Source organism: Cupriavidus sp. WKF15 (genome assembly GCF_029278605.1).
GTDB lineage: Bacteria > Pseudomonadota > Gammaproteobacteria > Burkholderiales > Burkholderiaceae > Cupriavidus.
In genome coordinates, this window is record NZ_CP119574.1 from 433,219 (window position 1) to 447,676 (window position 14,458).

The following is a 14,458-nucleotide window of genomic DNA, read 5'->3' on the forward strand; positions in this document are numbered from 1 at the left end:
GCTAGGTCCTTGTGAGCGGAGGCCGCTTTGCATCGAGCAGTCAGGCTGCTGCGTCAGCTCCTGCAAGCTGGAGCTGATTTCCTGGCAGGCTGAAGAGGATTCCGGTAAAGAGCGCCTGAAGTCGGCATGGCCTTATGGCGGTGGAGCCCGCGTCGTGTCAGTCTGGCTGTGCGGACGCGCGTGCAGGCGTGAAAGAAGTCCTCTGCACGAAAGCGAGCCTCTTCGGCCCGGGATCGAGCATTCGTCCAGGATGGCGCCAGGCCAGATCGCGCAGCTCTCGACGGGCGGTGGCGAATTATCAACTCAAATGACAATGGGGACCGAAGTCCCCACCGGCTGTCTTGGTCTACAAGGCTTCAGCGGCCCCGGCATTGGCCTAAGGCGGCCAGTGCAAAACGCTCATCGTTGGCGTCTATGGATTTGCTTCATTTACGTCAATCGCCTGACGGGTTGCCTGCGCCCCTATGCACGACGCCCTGTCGAAACCCATACACCGTTCCGTCAGACTTGCTCATTCCTGCTCAAACAGGAACAAAGCTGACTTTCTGCTTCACTGAGGCTGGTTTCGCCACCGTCTTGCGACGGCGGCCAGCGCCTTCCTCTCCACAGACTGACACCGTGGAACTCACGGCCATGATCTTTAGGTTTATTGCGGCATTTGCGTCTCGGTCGTGGACGACCCGCACGACGGACACGTCCACTTGCGCGCCGACAGTGGCAACGCATCGAGCTTGTGCCCACATGCCGCGTTCGAGCACGTCTTGCTGCTGGCGTAGAAGCGGTCGGCCACTACCACATTGCCGCCGCGCATGTCCGCCTTGTACTCCAGTTGCCCCTTAGCTCGAAAAAGCTCATGTCGGCGATCGAACGTGCCAGACGCCGGTTTTTCACCATGCCGCGCACGTTCAGATCCCGCACAGGACAGTCTGCCATGTCCCGGGCCATCGACTGAACATGCTTACGATGCACGCTACGCGTCTGCGGCAACCTCACTGCGCTGCTCCGTGAGGTTGGCAAGCGGCAGCGAAAGGGCGTGCAAAGGCGCTCGGACCTCGATATTGCGATATTGGCGGAAATAGCGATCCGCAACATCAACCATCTTGCGAGTGCTCAGGCAGGGCAATACGCCGAATGCGACATCTGTCGCATTCACTGCTTCAGTTGTCGCTAATGAAATGAGACAGCCGCGCTCAGGGCGCTACGCGGGGGAAGCACCTGAGTCAAAGAAATTTCATGACGGACGCGGGTTCGGCTGACGCCTTAATACGGTGGCATGGAGGTGTGTGGCGCATGGCACAGAAGCTGCGTATTGCCAGCCGTTTGTCGCGGCAAGCGACCGTAAACCGGCGTCAATAGAACAAGGAGACGATAGTGACCAACCTCGAATACCGCGTTAAGGGGGTAATAGCAAAGAAGGCATTGATCATGGGGATTGCAATGGTCGGGGCTCAAGGCGCTCAAGCAGAGAGTGGCCCGGGGTTCGATGATCCGAACAACTGGCCCCAATACCACCGCAGCTACAACGCTTGGCGTTATAGCCCTCTCAATCAAATCAACAGGAACAACATCAAGAGATTGCATGTGGCCTGGATCCACCAACCAGGGGTGGTTACCCATGGGCTGCAGGCAACGCCGATCGTGATCGACGGTGTGATGTACTACATCGCGGCAGATAACAACGTGTTTGCGCTCGATGCAGCGACCGGCAAGACGCTGTGGCACTACAAGCCCAAGCTAGCTCCGATCACCAGGGAGGTGTTCTATGCCTCGGCGAGTCGCGGCGTGACCGTGGGGCGCGGCAAGGTATTCGTCGGTACGCTGGATGGTCGTTTCGTTGCGCTCGATCAGAAGACCGGCAAGGAGTTGTGGTCGACCCAACTCACCAACCAGAGGGCGGAACAAGGCGCGTTGTTCTCGGCGCCGCCGCAGTTGGCGGGAAACATCCTGTTTGGGGGCACGACTGGCGGTGACCAGCCGATCATCGGCAAGATTTTCGCGGTCAATGCCGATACTGGCGAGCGTACCTGGACGTTCGAGATCCCGCGTGATGACCCGAACAGCTGGCCCGGCGACAGCCGGTCGAAGGCTGGCGGCTCGGCATGGATGCCTGGAACCTACGATCCCACCACCGACACGATCTACATTGGCACCAGCAATGCCGCTCCTGACTTCAACCGCGAGGGCCGCGTCGGCGACAACCTTTATACCGCCAGTTTGCTCGCGCTCGATCCCAAGACCGGGAAACTTAAGTGGTATCGACAAGAGGTGCCGAACGATACCTGGGACTTCGACGCGGCTTACGAGGCGCTGCTCGTTCCCGACGGTCACGGCAAGACTGCGCTCGTGCACTTGAACAAGAACGGCTTCGTGTACGTCATGGACAAAGACACCGGTGCGATGCGTAATGCGTGGCAGTACGCCGAGAACATGAACTGGGCGAAAGGCGTTGATCCCAAGACCGGTTTGCCGATTGAACCGAATTATCCTGAGACCGACAAGCAAAAGCTTCACTGCCCCAACTTACTCGGCGCTCGCAGCTGGAACGCCGGAGCCTACAATCCAGGCACCAAGCTCTGGTACTCGCAGGGCATGGAGGTGTGCAATACCGTCACCAGCGCAAAGCAGGGGCCGACCCCAGGCATCAACACTCTGACGCTCGGTTTGTCGGAAATCACCTTGACCGATCCGCCTGGCAAGAAGGCCGATGGCTGGCTTGCCGCCTTCAATCCACTGACAGGCAAGCAGGCCTGGAAGGTGCGGTTCGAGCTGCCGCCGCTCAGCAACGTACTGGCGACCGGGGGTGGGCTCGTGTTCACCGGAGACATGGTCGGCAATCTCTATGCATTCGACGCCGACAACGGCAAAGAGCTGTGGAAGTTCAACGCGGGGTCCGGGGCGCGGGGCGGTCCGGTCAGCTATGCGGTCAACGGCAAGCAATACATTGCGATTCCTACCGGCTTGGGCTCGCATGCACCCGGTTTCCTGACGGGGGCTTTCCCGCAGATTCGCGATTTGCCAGGCGGTGCGGCAATGATGGTGTTTGCCGTAGATTGACGGCCCGCATCACGGCAAACCAGGTGCCTGTTGGCGCAAGGGGACGGTTTCGCCCGTCCCTGTACTTCCCACTTCAGACTTACCGCCATGACGAAACTTTTCCCTATCACGGTTGGCGCATTCGCGGCATTCGTCACTGTAGCTGCCGGCGCTGGCACGCCGGAGGGACACGGGGCTCCCACTCCGAGCGCGGAACCTGTCGCCGCAACGACGGAGCCATCGACTTCGGCGCTATCGCCACCGTTCTCCCTCAATGATCCGGCGCGTATTGAGAACGGCCGCAAGCGCTTTGGATCTACCTGCGCAGCATACTGTCACGGGACGGGCGGACAGGGAGGCCGTGCACCGAGCTTTACGGGTCGCACAGACTTCGTCCCTGCCGATGCGTTCAAAACGATCGCAGAAGGACGAACTGGCGCCGATGTCATGCCGCCATGGAGCAGTACCTTCAAATCCGAACAGATCTGGGAACTCGTTGCCTATCTCCAGTACTTGTCGAAACAGCCCGCGACGCGATAAGCGCTCGGCCTCGTCAGGCGAGTCTTCCATCCCACCAGATGCCGCGCCGTGGCCGACAGGCCATCGAGATGTGGGCACTGGCACAACTGCCGAGGGCATTTTGACGGCCACCGATGAACCTGCGCAGAGTTCGCTGCCTTGGCGTACACCGCGTAAAGCCCATGGCCGAAAAACCACTCAAGACCGCGCGCGGCTCCCAGCAAGCAACTGCACAACAGTACTGATACATAAGGAGGAAACAGTGCTGATTTTCGACGAGGCGACACATCGGATTGTCGGCGCCGGCCTTGTCGGCACGCACGCGGGCGATCTCATCGGGGAAGTCTGCCTGGCTATCGAGATGGGTTGCGAAGCAGCCGATATTGGCAAGACGATCCACCCGCATCCGACGCTGGCGGAATCCATCGGGCTGTGCGCCGAGGCGTTCGAGGGCGTGTGTACGGATCTGCCGCCGCAGAGGAAAATGGCGTCGGTATCGACCATGTAACGGACGCCACTGCCACTGGCTTCCTGTGTGCCAAGCGCCTTTGCCAGGCGCGATGATCCAGACGCGATTCTCCTCCCGGCCAACCGGGCTCTCCATTCGATGTGCGCATGAATGAGAAGTCGTGACAGACGGGAGAGAGGCCACAGCACCGTACCCAGCCATCGCTGCTTGATAAAAATGGGCCGCGGCCCCTTTCTATCCTCGACGAGGCATGGCCCGCGGCCGTGTCCATCAGAACGTGTGCTTCAGGCCAGCGCCGACCAGGAGCGTCTTCGCGCCTGGCGCAGTACCGCCGGCAACAATGGAGGTCTTGAGGCTTTCAAGCGAATCGGCGGTCCCGACCGGGCCCGCGTCGACATAGGCCAGTTGCGCATACAGCGTGGTGCGCTTGGAGAAGGAATGGTCGTTGCTCAGCACCACTGACCTCGTCGAACTGTTGTGAGCGTCGCTTCTGTAGCGGCTGTAGTAGCCGGCGAGCGTTGTCGTATTGTTCCCGTTCCAACTGTAGTCGATGCCTGCGCCGCTGGACTGGACGTGGGAGATGCGGCCCCCGCCCGTCGCATTGTTGATGACATCCACGTAGTTCAACCTGCCGTTGAAGGCGCCACCGAACGGCACCGCGACGCCGGCGGTCCACAGCCGACTGACGGTTGCGCCGCTGGTGCCGTCCTTCATCGCCTGATAGCCGAGCGCCACGGTTGCAGGGCCAGTGTAGGAGGCGCCGAGCGAGATCTCGTCGCCCTTGTTCATGCTGCCCGAGACTTCACCGAATGAGTACGCTGCGGCCAGCCATACCGGACCAAAGCTGTTCGAGTATTGAACGGCGTTGCCGATGAACACGCCAACGTCGTTGCCGGTGTTTGTGCCGGCGCCCAGGGCATTTCCGGGGGACGACAACTGGTTGTAGGCCCAGACGTACAGGTTGGAGAACTGCTCTTTGAAGCCGCGCGCTTCAGTGCCGATCACGCCGATCAGGGCCGGGCTGTACTGACGGCCCAGCGTGATCGTCCCCCAGTTTCCGGTGAGGCCGACGTTTGCCTCGCGACGGAAGATCTGCGAGCCGAAGCCAGGTCCGCTCGTCAGTTCTCCGGTATCGCTGCTGAAATGCCCCTGGAGGTTGAAGCTCGCCTTTAGTCCGCTGCCAAGGTCCTCGACACCCTTGATGCCCCAGATGCTCGGGCTGATACCCCCAGACCTCGACTCGGTGAGGCTGCCGGCGTTGTCCGCGCTCTTGTTCCGGTACTGCAGTCCGGAGTCGACGACGCCATAGAGCGTCACCGATGATTGCGCCATGGACGTTCCCGCAGCACACCCCATGGTGACTGCCAGGAGGTATCCCCGTATGTCATTGCACTGCATGAAGTCTCCTTTCTTTCTTGTTGAGACAGGCTAGGTCTCTATTTCTGAGTCAGGTGCTCGAAGGTATATGGGCTCGGCACCGGCCGTGGCTTAGCAATGTGCGTACCAGGTCGACGTTGCGACAATGCCCGCCTTCTTCTTGTAAGGTGCAGGCGCGAAACACCACAGTGGATGGCCCCGTCTTGCGCCACACGTGTCGCATGTCGTGCAACATTCGTCGCGCGCGAACGCGCCAGGTGTGGCGTGATTGAGCAGCGGGCACAACAACTGTTCCGTCATGAGGCACCTCGCGGGCATGGCCGATATGGCTGCGCTCGACCTCTGGTGACATCACTGGTTTGTGGCGGCGCTCACGGGCAGCAGGTCTCTGACGGAAATCTATGGAGCAGGCCACTGATGGCCCGCATTTTGCTCAGAGTGCTTGCTCAGAATCCTGCTGGTCGGCACGCGATTCTTCCCACCGCAAAGCAACGCTGTGACGACCGTTAGCACAACAACCAGGCGGCTGCTTCAGATCACGGATCGTGCCCGCCAAATAGAATGAGAGCGAGACGATGAATTTCCTATCCCGCGTTGGCATGGCGGCCTTTGCCTGCATGAGCGCGGCGCCGGCATGGCAAGCGTATGCGGCCGAGAACGGTGTTGCCTATGTCACCAATCAAGGGGGCGGCGTGACCGTGCTGGACACGCTCACGCTAAAGCCCATTGCCGACATCGCGGTAGGGCGCGATCCCCGCGGTCTGGCGGTATCGCCTGATGGCCGCTGGCTGCTCACCGCCAACCAGGGAAGTTCGGACGTATCAGTGATCGACACCGGCACGCGCAAGGAAGTCAGGCGCATTGCCATCGGCAAGAACGTTGAGTTCTTGCGGATATCTCCCGACGGCCACCTCGCGTTCGTGACCTACGAGCCGTCATCGCACGGCGGGCCGCCAGCCAGTGAACGGAAAGCGGAGAAGGGCCAGGACCAGGACGAAGTCCCAGCGGAGGTGGCTGTCGTGGACCTCAGGCAGTGGAGCGTGGTCGGCCGTATCAAAGCGGCCCGCGAAACCGAGGGCATCGAGTTCTCGCCGGATGGGAAACTACTGGTAGTCGCGAATGAAGGTGAGAATACGCTTGTCGCTTACGATATCGCGACTTTGAAGAAGGTCCGGTCGGTGGATGTGTCCCCGTATGGCAGCCGGCCGCGCGGCATCAAGATCGCGCCGAATGGCAAGACCTACGTGGTCGCGATGGAAAACTCGGACAACCTGTTGCTGCTCGACACCGGTCTCGAGCCGATCAGGACAGTGCCGACTGAACGCGGCCCCTATGGTGTCGCGTTCGACCGCGAAGGCCGGTACCTCTGGGTTGCCGCTAGTCGCGCTGACCGTTTGCAGGTCTTCGACGCCCAGAGCCTGACCACGGTGGCTGTAGTGCCGGTCGGCAAGCGCTGCTGGCACTTCAGTTTCACTCCAGATGCGCAGAAGCTGCTGCTCGCGTGTGGGCGCTCCAACAGCCTGCACGTGATTGATCCGCGGCGCTATGAAGTCGTTGATACGCTCCAGAACTACAAAATGCCATGGGGCGTGGTCACCTATCCGGCATCGGTGGGGAGTCTCGATGCGCCGCGCTAGCCGGGATGCCCAACCGCGCAGGGCGGACTCCGCCAATGCCTTGCGCGCGTATGCGGGGATTCAGATCGCTCTGCATTGGGCGAATGCATTATTGCTATTCGTCCTGTTCCCGCTGGGCTATTACATGACGAGTCTTCCGCGGGGAACGCCCGCGAAGGTGGAATGGGTGGGCCTGCATAAATCAATGGGTCTTACTGCTGCGCTGGTGATCGCATGGCGCGTAGCCGAACGGCTCCGACGGTCTGAGCCGCCGCTCATGCCAGGGTTGCGCTGCTGGGAAGCGGAAGTGGCGCGCATCACGCACCGCGTTCTGTATATGTGCATGGTGGTGATGCCCCTTTCTGGCTATCTGGGATCGTCGTTCAACCAATACGGCACGCGCTTCTGGGGGTTGCTCCTGCCGCGCTGGGGCTGGGTCGACACCACGTTGCAGCACCTGTTCTACGCGGTGCATGCCACGACTTCGTATCTTCTGCTCGCCCTGGCCCTTCTGCATGTGGTCGGGGTGGTCAAGCATGAGTGGCTCGACCGAAAGGCCTGCTTGCAGCGCATGCTGCCCGCTGGGCGTGCGCGTTCCAGATAGGTCGTTCCAGACAGGTCGTATGCGTTTGGGCTGAACGCCGCGCTCCCGGCGGGCAGACGATTCAACCGCACTGCGGTGATGGCGCTGCAGACAGCAGCGTCGCCAGATGTGCCAACGTCATGTCGGCGCAATCGCTATCCATTGGCGGCACCGGTTAATACCGGTGCTCGCCGGGGCCCCTGCGCTGGCTGCAGCGCAGCCGCGTCATGCAAACGCGGCATTTCCGCTTGGTCCTCGAGGCTTGCCAATTTTCCACGCAGGTTGGTGGATGCGTTCTTGATTGCAACTCCCTCCCGGCCGCCAGCGTCGGGCTATGAACGGATTCATCTGGCGCCATACATCGTTTGTCGCTGGCATCCCCTCTGACTGGAACGACACTGGCCACCCCGAGCGGGGCCGTGCGTCACGTTTGGCGTCGATGCAATGAGACAAATGTCTCGGCGAACGCGACGTCTGTCTCACGGCACGGGTCGCTCGCAAACGCTCCCGGTCGCGTGCCGGCTGGGGCCCGGATGGCTGCAATGCCTTGTCCAGAAACGAGCCGCGGCGGTTGCTGACAAATGTTTGTCGCTTCGCTTGCGGCTGGCATCGCTCTTGCAGTTATAGGGTACCCGGCACTTCGGCCGGAAACCGATACGAGAGCAAGAGGAGACTTTGCATGGACCCCACACCGCAACATCTTCTGTGGATGTACGAGAAGATGATCGAGATCCGCCAGTACGAAGAGACCATGGCAAAGGTGTATCTGGAGGGGAAGCTGCCACCGAAGATCCAGAAGGGCCTGGCCTTTGACATCGGAGCTGGACCGGTTCCCGGTGAGATGCACTTGTCCGCCGGTCAAGAGCCGGTGGCCGTGGGTGTTTGCGCCCATCTGCGACCCGAAGACACCGTTGTCGGTGCCCACCGCTCGCACCACTTTGCCATCGCCAAAGGCGTACCGCTTGACGCGATGACAGCCGAGATGTTCGGCAAGGCCACCGGCCTGGGTCGCGGCAAAGGCGGCCACATGCACCTGTTCCATGCCGGGACCAAGTTCTCGTGCAGCGGCATCGTTGGCGCGAGTTCGCCGCAAGCCTGCGGCGCCGCACTTGCTGCGCGCAAGCTCGGCAAGGACTGGGTGGCGGTGTCCTTCTTCGGGGAGGGAGCGGCCAACCAGGGATCTTTCCATGAGTCGCTGAACCTGGCCGCACTCTGGAAGCTGCCGGTCATCTTTGTCTGTGAGGACAACAAGTACGGCATCTCCGTGGAGAAGAGCGCCTCCACCGCCGTGCCGACGAACGAGATTCGTGCCGCCGGTTATGGCATGCCGGGCGTACTGGTGGAACGCAATGACGCGGTGGCCGTCTACCGTGCGGCCGGCGAGGCCATTGCCCGCGCACGGCGCGGCGAAGGCCCCACGCTGATCGAGGTCAAGACCGACCGCTATCTTGGCCACTTCCAGGGCGACCCCGAAACCTATCGCCCGCGCGATGAGGCCAAGACGCTGCGCACGAATGACCCGATCCAGACCCTGGGCGACGCCCTTCGAGCCGACAACCTTCTCAACGCGGCAACCGAGGCGCAGCTTCGCGCTGCGGTCACTGCGCGCATTGAGGCCGCCTATGAGTTCGGCCGCAATAGCCCCTACCCGGCACCCGGCGATGCGCTACAGCACGTCTTCGTGCAGTAAATCCCGCATCCCACAAGACAGGAGACCACTATGCAAACGGCAAAAGACGCCGGACAGGGCGCGCGGACGCTCACCATGGCCCAGGCCATCGCCGAGGCCATCGGCCAGGAAATGGAGCGAGATTCGCGCGTATTCGCGATGGGTGAGGACATAGGCAAGTACGGCGGGATCTTCAGTGCCACCACCGGCCTGCTGGACCGCTTTGGCCCCGAACGCATCATGGATACACCGATTTCCGAAACGGCCTTCATGGGCGCGGCCATCGGCGCGGCCGCGGAAGGGCTGCGCCCGATCGCGGAGCTGATGTTCGTCGATTTCTTTGGCGTCTGTTTCGACCAGATCTACAACCACCTGGCCAAGAACACCTACATGTCCGGCGGTCGGATATCACTGCCGGCAGTCGTGATGACCGGTATCGGCGGCGGCTACAACGATGCGGCCCAGCATTCCCAGTGCCTATACGCGAGCTTTGCGCACATGCCGGGCATGAAGGTAGTGGTGCCCTCCAACGCCTACGACGCCAAGGGCCTGATGATCCAGGCCATCCGCGACGACAACCCGGTGGTGTTCTGCTACCACAAGGGCATCATGGGCTTGTCGTGGATGTCGTACTTCGAGGGTAGTACCAATGCTGTTCCCGAAACTCCCTACGCCATTCCCTTCGGTCAGGCCCGCGTCGCACGCAATGGCCGCGACGTGACCATCGTCACGCTGTCGCAGATGGTGCAGAAGTCGCTGCTGGCGGCAGAGCAACTTGCAGCCGAAGGCATCGAAGCCGAGGTGATCGACCTGCGCACCATCGTGCCGCTTGACCGCGAAACCGTCCTTCGCTCGGTCGCCAAGACCGGCCGCCTGCTGGTCGCCGATGAGGACTACCTCAGCTTCGGCCTGTCCGGCGAGATCGCCGCCATCGTCGCCGAGAACCTCGACAGCGTGGCGCTGCGGGCCCCGGTGCGCCGGCTGGCCGTCCCCGATGTACCGATCCCGTTCTCGCGCCCGCTCGAACAGTTCGTGATTCCGCAGGTCGACAGCATCGCCGCCCAGATGCGCGCGCTGGTGCAGCACCAACCAGTTTCTTATTCACTCAAGCGAGAAGCAGCATGATCGACGTATTGATGTCTGACGCCGTCTGGCAGGACGTGGAAGAAGGCACCGAGGCCCTGTTGCAGGAATGGTCGGTACAGTCAGGCGATACAGTCAGCGCGGGCCAGGTGCTCGGCGTGGTTGAACTGGTCAAGACCACCCACGAGATTGCGGCGCCGGCCGCAGGTGTGGTCGCCGAGCTGACGGTGGCGGCACAGGACACCTTTGGTCGCGGCACTGTGCTGGCACGACTGGAGCCGAAATCATGACGCACAGTTTGGTTTCTGCCCCGGATGCCGGCGAACGCCGCGCCGTTCCGCTCGCCGGCATACGTGGGGCCATCGCGCGCAGCATGAGTGCCGCGTGGCAGGTGCCCCGCGTGGCGCAGTCGATCGAGGTGGACGCGACCCGACTCGAGCTCGAGGTGTCGTCTCTGCAGCAACGGCTCGGGCCGCAGTGCAAGGTCACGTTGACCGCGTTCGTTCTGCGCGCGGTGGCATTGACGTTGCGCGAGCACCCGCGGTTGAACGCCCGCATGCTGGAGAAGGAGGTCGATGTGATGCCCGACATCAACATCGGCCTCGCCGTCAGCCTGGACGAAGGGTTGATGGTGCCCGTGCTGCGCAACGCCGATACCAGGCCGGTCGCGGACATTGCCGCGGAAAGCCGTCGTCTCGCGGAGGGTGCGCGTGCTGGCACGCTGTCGGCCGGCAGCTACCAGCATGGCACCTTCACCGTCACTAATCTGGGCATGACGGGCATCGACAGCTTCACGCCGATCATCAACGTGCCGCAGGTCGCCATTCTGGGCGTGACGCGCGTCGCCAAGCGGGCGGTGGTCAAAGACGACAGCATCGCGATCGTGCCCATGCTGGGGCTGCATCTGGTCTTCGACCATCGCGCGGTGGACGGCTACCCCGCAGCGCGCTTTTTGTCCGACCTGAAGACGCGGTTGGAAACGATCGAAGGCCTGTGATGCTGACCCCCGCCTTTCTCGCCGATGGCGTTCACTGTGCAGACGAGCAGGACTGGAACCGGGCGCAACTGGCTGAGCCTGTCCTGCGGCCTGCCGTACGGCTGTGGACATATGCTGCCCCGGGCATTGTGCTCGGCCGCGCTCAGGCCGCCCTGCTCCCACGGCTGGCAGGCGGTCCAGCACCGGTGATTGTGCGCGACTCCGGGGGCGGTGCGGTGCTGGCCGGACCGTGGATGTTGTCCGCCTCGATCGTGCTGCCGGCGGATCACCCGCTGGTGGGCACCGGCACGGTGTCGAGCTATCGCTGGCTGGGGGTGCTGTACGCCGGGCTCCTGCGAGATCACGGGATTTCCGCCTATGCGGTACCGCCCGAGGAACTGCAGATGGCGCGGCCCGACCCGTCGCTTAAATGGGCTTGCTTCGGTTCGCTTTCGCCCTGGGAGGTGGTTGTCGGGCAGCGCAAGATCGTCGGGCTGGCGCAGGTACGGCGGCGCACGGGTGTACTACTGACTTCGGGCGCGCTCGTTTCATCGCCGGATTGGCCCCTGTTGTGCGAGATGATAGAGGCGCATCCCGCCGATGCCGATCGCCTGCAGGCCTGCACGACGTCGTGCACCGAGCAACTGGGTGCGCCATTGATAGCCACCGTACTGGCCAAGGGTCTGCATCACATGCTGATCGACGTGCTTGGTGAGCATGATGATCCGGGCGAATCCCGGCATCCACGCCACGTGTCGCGCGAGACGCCGGCAATCCTGTCCACCACGGCGGGCGCATGAGTCAACGGTCAACGTTGTGCCTATCAACAAAACAAGGCTCGCCAGGCGCGCGCCATAAATGGAGACATCCAACATGAAGCCCATGCCACCCGCTGGCCCCGCCATGCGCGTATTGGACAAACAACCCAAGGTGTCGCGCCGAGGCTTTCTGCGCGGCGGCGGCCTTGCCGCCATCAGCGTTACGGTGGTGATTCCCACGGCCTCCATCGCGGCAGCCAGAGATATGGCCACCCAACAAAGCTTTCATACCTTGGGTCGTGACACGAGCAAGACTCTGGTGCGCATGGCGCGCGACATCTATCCGCACGACAAGCTGGCAGACAAATTCTATGTCGAGGCTGTGGCGCCCTATGACGTGGCGGCGTCCGAAGACCTGGCGGTAAAAACGTTGTTGACCGATGGCGTCCAGAATTTGGATCAACGCGCGAAGCAGCGCTATGGCTTGCCCTATGTCGGGGTTAGGACAGAGAACGAGCGGGTGGCCTTGCTGAAGGACATCGAAGGCACCCCATTCTTCAAGAAGATCCAGGGCGATCTGGTGACGAGTCTCTACAACAACAAAAAGCTATGGCCGTTGTTCGGCTACGAGGGCTCGTCATGGGAGAAGGGTGGCTATCTGCACCGCGGCTTTGACGATATCGACTGGCTCTAAGCCTCGGAATACAAAAAATGGAGACAAGCATCATGGCAGATCAGACAAAGTTCTCACTCGACGATGACAGCGTCATCGTGATTGTTGGTTCGGGCGCGGGCGGGGGCACGCTAGCCAACGAGCTGGCGCAACGCGGTGTCAAATGCGTCGTTCTGGAGGCCGGCAAGCACTATACCCAGGCCGATTTCGAGAACGACGAATGGGCGATGTTCAACAAGATTTCCTGGCTGGACAAGCGCATTTCAGCCGGCGGCTGGCACCACACGAAGACGTATCCCAATCTGCCAGCCTGGATCGTGAAGGGTGTTGGCGGCTCTACTGTCCACTGGTCCGGTGTTGCACTGCGCTTTCAGGAGCACGATTTCCACACCAGGACCACCTATGGCGCCATCAACGGGGCCAATGTGCTCGATTGGCCTATCACGCTGGCCGAGCTGGAGCCATATTACGAGCTGGCCGAGAAGAAGATGGGGGTGTGCGGGACCAAGGCCAGTGGTCTGCCGCCCATGCCGCCGAATAACCACTACAAGGTGATCGAGGCCGGGGCAAGAAAGGTTGGCTACAAGAAGATCGTGCGTCCGGCCGCTTCGAACTCCCAGCCTTACGATGGACGGCCCGGCTGCCAGCAGATCGGGTTCTGCATGCAGGGCTGCAAGATCGGTGCGAAGTGGTCAACGCTCTACACCGAGGTGCCGCGCGCGCAGGCTACAGGCAATGTCGAGGTGCGGCCCGAGTCGATGGTCCTGCAGATCCAGCACGACAGGAAGGGTCGTGCGAACGGCGTGCTTTACGTGGACAACAAGGGCCGCAAGCAACTGCAGAAAGCTCGCGTAGTCTGCGTGGCGGGCAATTCCATCGAGTCGCCCAGGTTGCTCCTGAACTCGGCATCGAACATGTTCCCCAATGGGTTGGCCAATTCATCGGGACAGGTCGGCAAGAACTACATGAATCACGCCACCGCGGCGGCGGTGTCGATCCACAAGAAGCCGGTCTATATGTACCGCGGTTTCGACATCGCGGCGGTGGTTGCCGACGAGGTGGCGCTCAATACCAAGCGTGGCTTTGTCGGCGGCTATTACCTTGAAGGCCTTGCCATTCATCTGCCATACACGGCGGCGTTCATGAAGCCGGGCGGCTGGGGGCGCGACTTCACTTCCGCCATGGAGATGTACGACCACATGAGCAGCGTCTGGGTCTGTGGCGAAGATCTGGCGCGCGAGCAGAACTCCATCACGCTGCATCCCACGGAAAAGGACAAGAACGGCCTGCCTGTCCCCATCGTGACCAAGACTTACCACGAGAACGATGAGAAGATCACGGCTCACGGTCTGATCCAGTGGCGTAAGCTGTCCGAGGCGGTGGGCGCCACGCGCGTGATAGACATGCCGGCCTATCCGGCCAGCCACAACTTGGGCACCAACCGCATGAGCGCGAAGGCCAGCGACGGCGTGGTCAATCGCTGGGGTCAGGCGCACGACGTGAAGAACCTGTTTATTTCGGATGGTAGCCAGTTCACCTCCAGTTCGGCGGCCAACCCGACGCTCACCATTGTGGCCCTGGCAATCCGGCAGGCGGAGTACATTGCCGGGGCATTGAAGCGGCAGGATATCTAATCTGGTTCGTCCGCCGCCTTGCGTTGCGGCGGCTGGGCAAATGGATTAGCGTAGAGCCCTTCGCGCCA

At 61.8% G+C, this 14,458-nt stretch carries 13 protein-coding genes, 1 other RNA gene and 1 pseudogene; 12 read left to right on the forward strand and 3 right to left on the reverse strand.

Annotated features, from left to right (window positions below):
• Positions 1-308: 308 nt before the first annotated feature.
• Positions 309-681, reverse strand: a transfer-messenger RNA (tmRNA) gene (ssrA, locus tag CupriaWKF_RS31970).
• Positions 647-811: a zinc ribbon domain-containing protein gene (locus tag CupriaWKF_RS31975; RefSeq protein WP_276104069.1), complete on the reverse strand. Its 165-nt coding sequence runs from the start codon at positions 809-811 to the stop codon at positions 647-649. Before CupriaWKF_RS31975 ends, ssrA begins: the two co-directional genes overlap by 35 nt.
• A 560-nt stretch (positions 812-1,371) precedes the next feature.
• On the opposite strand from CupriaWKF_RS31975, the gene CupriaWKF_RS31980 reads away from it, so the two are divergent.
• The 3 genes and pseudogenes from CupriaWKF_RS31980 to CupriaWKF_RS31990 form a co-directional block, all read left to right on the forward strand.
• Entirely contained in the window at positions 1,372-3,054 is a 1,683-nt protein-coding gene (locus tag CupriaWKF_RS31980; RefSeq protein ID WP_276104070.1) for a PQQ-binding-like beta-propeller repeat protein, read from the forward strand.
• 87 nt (positions 3,055-3,141) lie between these two features.
• Entirely contained in the window at positions 3,142-3,573 is a 432-nt protein-coding gene (locus CupriaWKF_RS31985) for a cytochrome c (RefSeq protein ID WP_276104071.1), read from the forward strand.
• 229 nt (positions 3,574-3,802) lie between these two features.
• Positions 3,803-4,060, forward strand: a pseudogene (locus CupriaWKF_RS31990) (hypothetical protein); the annotation flags it as partial.
• A gap of 231 nt (positions 4,061-4,291) precedes the next feature.
• On the opposite strand, the gene CupriaWKF_RS31995 reads toward CupriaWKF_RS31990, so the two are convergent.
• A complete protein-coding gene (locus CupriaWKF_RS31995) occupies positions 4,292-5,353 on the reverse strand; it encodes a porin (RefSeq protein WP_276104072.1) in 1,062 nt (353 codons plus the stop codon).
• A gap of 644 nt (positions 5,354-5,997) precedes the next feature.
• Between CupriaWKF_RS31995 and CupriaWKF_RS32000 the strand changes: the two genes are divergently transcribed.
• From CupriaWKF_RS32000 to CupriaWKF_RS32040, 9 genes are all read left to right on the forward strand, one after another.
• Positions 5,998-7,035 carry a cytochrome D1 domain-containing protein gene (locus CupriaWKF_RS32000; protein ID WP_276104073.1) on the forward strand — a complete coding sequence of 346 codons (1,038 nt, stop codon included), beginning with the start codon at positions 5,998-6,000 and terminating at the stop codon, positions 7,033-7,035.
• Entirely contained in the window at positions 7,022-7,618 is a 597-nt protein-coding gene (locus CupriaWKF_RS32005; protein WP_276104074.1) for a cytochrome b, read from the forward strand. Before CupriaWKF_RS32000 ends, CupriaWKF_RS32005 begins: the two co-directional genes overlap by 14 nt.
• Positions 7,619-8,276: 658 nt before the next feature.
• Positions 8,277-9,287 (forward strand): thiamine pyrophosphate-dependent dehydrogenase E1 component subunit alpha, encoded by a 1,011-nt coding sequence (locus CupriaWKF_RS32010; protein ID WP_276104075.1) that lies wholly within the window; start codon positions 8,277-8,279, stop codon positions 9,285-9,287.
• A gap of 30 nt (positions 9,288-9,317) precedes the next feature.
• A complete protein-coding gene (locus CupriaWKF_RS32015) occupies positions 9,318-10,391 on the forward strand; it encodes an alpha-ketoacid dehydrogenase subunit beta (RefSeq protein WP_276104076.1) in 1,074 nt (357 codons plus the stop codon).
• Positions 10,388-10,639, forward strand: a complete 252-nt coding sequence (locus CupriaWKF_RS32020) for a lipoyl domain-containing protein (RefSeq protein WP_276104077.1) — start codon at positions 10,388-10,390, stop codon at positions 10,637-10,639. The genes CupriaWKF_RS32015 and CupriaWKF_RS32020 overlap by 4 nt, the downstream gene beginning before the upstream one ends.
• Positions 10,636-11,346: a dihydrolipoamide acetyltransferase family protein gene (locus CupriaWKF_RS32025; RefSeq protein WP_276104078.1), complete on the forward strand. Its 711-nt coding sequence runs from the start codon at positions 10,636-10,638 to the stop codon at positions 11,344-11,346. Before CupriaWKF_RS32020 ends, CupriaWKF_RS32025 begins: the two co-directional genes overlap by 4 nt.
• Complete coding sequence (locus CupriaWKF_RS32030) at positions 11,346-12,125, forward strand: ligase (RefSeq protein ID WP_276104079.1); 780 nt, start codon at positions 11,346-11,348, stop codon at positions 12,123-12,125. The genes CupriaWKF_RS32025 and CupriaWKF_RS32030 overlap by 1 nt, the downstream gene beginning before the upstream one ends.
• A 73-nt stretch (positions 12,126-12,198) precedes the next feature.
• The gene (locus tag CupriaWKF_RS32035) at positions 12,199-12,777 is read left to right on the forward strand and encodes a gluconate 2-dehydrogenase subunit 3 family protein (RefSeq protein ID WP_276104080.1); all 579 of its coding nucleotides are present in this window, start codon (positions 12,199-12,201) and stop codon (positions 12,775-12,777) included.
• A gap of 32 nt (positions 12,778-12,809) precedes the next feature.
• Entirely contained in the window at positions 12,810-14,390 is a 1,581-nt protein-coding gene (locus CupriaWKF_RS32040; protein ID WP_276104081.1) for a GMC family oxidoreductase, read from the forward strand.
• The last annotated feature ends 68 nt before the right edge of the window (positions 14,391-14,458 follow it).

What these genes read in the sequence shown, in the direction of transcription:
- CupriaWKF_RS31975 (WP_276104069.1), bottom strand. Translation starts at nt 811, where the DNA reads ATGCGCGGCGGCAATGTGGTAGTGGCCGACCGCTTCTACGCCAGCAGC.
- CupriaWKF_RS31985 (WP_276104071.1), top strand. Translation starts at nt 3,142, where the DNA reads ATGACGAAACTTTTCCCTATCACGGTTGGCGCATTCGCGGCATTCGTC.
- CupriaWKF_RS31995 (WP_276104072.1), bottom strand. Translation starts at nt 5,353, where the DNA reads ATGGCGCAATCATCGGTGACGCTCTATGGCGTCGTCGACTCCGGACTG.
- CupriaWKF_RS32000 (WP_276104073.1), top strand. Translation starts at nt 5,998, where the DNA reads ATGGCGGCCTTTGCCTGCATGAGCGCGGCGCCGGCATGGCAAGCGTAT.
- CupriaWKF_RS32005 (WP_276104074.1), top strand. Translation starts at nt 7,022, where the DNA reads ATGCGCCGCGCTAGCCGGGATGCCCAACCGCGCAGGGCGGACTCCGCC.
- CupriaWKF_RS32010 (WP_276104075.1), top strand. Translation starts at nt 8,277, where the DNA reads ATGGACCCCACACCGCAACATCTTCTGTGGATGTACGAGAAGATGATC.
- CupriaWKF_RS32015 (WP_276104076.1), top strand. Translation starts at nt 9,318, where the DNA reads ATGCAAACGGCAAAAGACGCCGGACAGGGCGCGCGGACGCTCACCATG.
- CupriaWKF_RS32020 (WP_276104077.1), top strand. Translation starts at nt 10,388, where the DNA reads ATGATCGACGTATTGATGTCTGACGCCGTCTGGCAGGACGTGGAAGAA.
- CupriaWKF_RS32025 (WP_276104078.1), top strand. Translation starts at nt 10,636, where the DNA reads ATGACGCACAGTTTGGTTTCTGCCCCGGATGCCGGCGAACGCCGCGCC.
- CupriaWKF_RS32030 (WP_276104079.1), top strand. Translation starts at nt 11,346, where the DNA reads ATGCTGACCCCCGCCTTTCTCGCCGATGGCGTTCACTGTGCAGACGAG.
- CupriaWKF_RS32035 (WP_276104080.1), top strand. Translation starts at nt 12,199, where the DNA reads ATGAAGCCCATGCCACCCGCTGGCCCCGCCATGCGCGTATTGGACAAA.
- CupriaWKF_RS32040 (WP_276104081.1), top strand. Translation starts at nt 12,810, where the DNA reads ATGGCAGATCAGACAAAGTTCTCACTCGACGATGACAGCGTCATCGTG.